Here is a 2837-nt window from a genome sequence, read left to right as displayed (position 1 = left end):
ACCTGACAGAGTGACGACGCGCCTTGCCAGGGCAGCCGAACCGAGGCCGGCCGTCCACACCGAGGCCAGGAAGCGAAACCGGCCAGGACGAGCGGATCGGCAGGTCGGAAGGATCGCCGGTTATCAATCGCCCCGATATGCCGCCCGAAGGGCCTCCAGATCAAGCTTGTGCATGGGCATGAAGGCATCCTGAACCCTCTTGGCCTGCTCGAGTGTCCCTTCCAGGAGCATGGTGTCCAGTTCCTTGGGAACCACTTGCCAGGAGAGACCGAACTCGTCCTTGCACCAGCCACACTGCTCGGCCTCGGGCACCGTGGAAAGCACCGCCCAGTAGCGGTCCATCTCCTCCTGGGAATCGCAGCGGATCATCAGCGAGATTCCCTCATTGAAGACGTCCGGGAACCCGGGAGTATCCATGAGGGCAAACCAGGTTCCCGCCAAGCGCACATCGGAGTAGGCCACTCCGTCGGCCGGAACCTCGGGAGAACCTTCCGGCATCCCCATATCTGCGAACCGGACCTGCGAACCCGGCACTGCGTCGTCGAACAGCTCGAGGTACCGGGAACGGGCGGCTGCCGCGCCGCCCACTGCGGAGTTGCCGAAGGCGAGGCTGGGGACGATGGGAGGCCGAGGCTCTCCCTCGGGATTGGTCAGCATGACCTGCCAGGAGATCCCGAAGCGATCCTGCACCCACGCATAGTGCGGGGAAAACGGGTACTCCCCCAAGGGCATGAGCTCGGTTCCGCCGTCTGTCAAAGCAGAAACGATCCGGTCGACCTCGCCCCTCGCACCGGCCACACGTGAGGGATCCACATTCACGAAGAAGGACACGGAGGGGTTCGGCGTGAAGAACGGGCCACCGTCAATGGCCTGAAACTCCTGACCCCAGAGCCGGAACGTGTACCAAACCGTGTCACCGCCGGGGGTGTCCTCCATGACTGCGGTCCCCGTGATCTCCGAATCGGGGAACAGCTCGGTGTAGAACTCGACGGCGGCTCGGACCTGGCCGTCGAACCAGAGATGGGGAACGATCGAAACCATGGCTGACTCCTGACGTGGGATGTGGTGGTCGAGTCTCAGGGCCACCAGCATGGACCTACTTGGCGGTCTTCTCAAGCAGTCCTGGGTCCCAGGAGCCCGATCAAGCTCGCCTAGCGCTTGGTCCGTGGGCCGTCCACCATCCGCCGTGAGGCCCTGACGGAGAGTCGCTCCAACGGGCCCCTTCCGGCCAGCAGCGCCCAGACCGTGCAGCCGACCATGACCGTGCCGGTCACCACCCAGAACTGACCGGCCTCGGATTCCCATCCCAAGAGCACGGACAGAACCCAGAGCAGCACCACATGGGCGCTGTATGCGCTCAACGGCATGGAACCCAGTGCGGCGATGGGCAGGAGGACGTACCTCAGCGCGTACCCCGTCAGCAGCAACAAGCACACCACGGCAAGGGCGAATCCGCCGGAGCCGATGATCTCCATGCTGCCGCCGGAATGCGCCGAACTGGAGAGGAACATCCCGGACAGGCCGCCTTCGCCGTCGCCCATAGGTGCGTAGGCGAACCAGCCCGAATCCTCGTCACCGTAGTAGCTGGACGAGTCCCCGTCATCGAGCGACGCGAAGTCCCCATCTTCGGGATAACAATCGACGTACCCTTCGCTGTACTCGTCGCAGAGCTTGCCGCTGAGGTCCACATCCTCACCAGGAACGGTCTCCCCGGTCCAGTCATCATCCGAAGACGACGAGGAGAAGTCATCGCCGCTGGAGTAGTCATACGACCCAGCATCTCCCCACACCGTTCCGACGGTATAACCCACGCCCGCCATACCTACGCCGACGGCGAGTCCGATGGCGGCGACCTTCCGCCGCGTGACGTCCAGTCGGCCCAGTGCCAGGCCGCCGAACATGAGGGCGGCCCACACCACCATCGAATACGTCCCGCCGAGCAAGAACGTCAGCCCATCGCCGTCTCCCATCGCCGTGAGAGCAGCGATCGCAACAGGCCCGGCCACGGCCAAGGATGCCGCCCAGATCAGCAACGTCCGCACCCGCAGCCCGATCACCAGCACCGCGCACATGTAAATGAATCCGTAGAAGCACAGGATCACCGCAACCGGTGTGCCGAACATCTCCAGCACAAACCCGATCCCGAAGATCAGCAGGCCACGAGCCAGCAGCTTCAGGCGCATCGGCCCCAGCTCCGGACCGCTGGGAACGCGGTTGCGCCCGGTCATGAGTGCCACCGAGATACCGGCGAGCAAACCGAAGAGGATGGAGGAGCGTCCGTCCACGATGTCCAGCCACGTAGTCGGTTCGGTCCACACGAATCGACCAGGTAGGGCCAAGGTATGTGCGGCGATCATCCCGATCACGGCCAGCCCGCGGGCGATGTCCAGTGCCACGATGCGCGGCGGACGCCCGAAGTCCTTCAGCCGCCGTCTCGCCGCTCCGGACCCGGACCCAGCCCCGGACCCGGTCCCGGTCCCGGTCCCGGAGCCGTTCCCGGAGTCGAAGCTCGGCGCCTGTCCCGGGCCACGACCACGGGCCGGCTCCTGAGGTCCTGCCGGATACCGTTGGTCCTTGCCCGGTACCGGCGGCTGGCTGACGGGATATGTCATGTGAATACGAACGCCCTTCGGGGAATCGAGTAATAGGCCTTTCCTAGGTATATCGCGTAGTGGCGAAAAACCTGACATGTGACTCAGGCGCTCAACTCGCCCGATCACCCCGCGCGCTCAGCCCGTCCCTGCACCGCTGGCGCGGCGCCGCTGCGATGCGTTCCCGGGGGCCGCGGTGCTGCGGCGACGCGCCTGCGTTGAAGGGACGGGCTGATCGGGCGGGTT

At 65.1% G+C, this 2837-nt stretch carries 2 protein-coding genes; both read right to left on the bottom strand.

Annotated features, from left to right (window positions below):
• Positions 1-123: 123 nt before the first annotated feature.
• Complete coding sequence (locus Q0A15_RS07270; protein WP_291278860.1) at positions 124-1041, bottom strand: VOC family protein; 918 nt, start codon at positions 1039-1041, stop codon at positions 124-126.
• A 110-nt stretch (positions 1042-1151) separates the two neighbouring features.
• On the bottom strand, positions 1152-2612 hold the full coding sequence (locus tag Q0A15_RS07265; RefSeq protein ID WP_291278859.1) for a heparan-alpha-glucosaminide N-acetyltransferase domain-containing protein: 1461 nt from the start codon (positions 2610-2612) through the stop codon (positions 1152-1154).
• Positions 2613-2837: the final 225 nt, after the last annotated feature.

This window comes from Galactobacter sp., from assembly GCF_022712295.1.
GTDB lineage: Bacteria > Actinomycetota > Actinomycetes > Actinomycetales > Micrococcaceae > Galactobacter.
This window is presented reverse-complemented; position numbering and strand designations above follow the sequence as displayed.

Excerpts from the sequence above, each read along its gene's own strand:
- Q0A15_RS07270 (WP_291278860.1), bottom strand. The coding sequence starts at position 1,041 with ATGGTTTCGATCGTTCCCCATCTCTGGTTCGACGGCCAGGTCCGAGCC.
- Q0A15_RS07265 (WP_291278859.1), bottom strand. The coding sequence starts at position 2,612 with ATGACATATCCCGTCAGCCAGCCGCCGGTACCGGGCAAGGACCAACGG.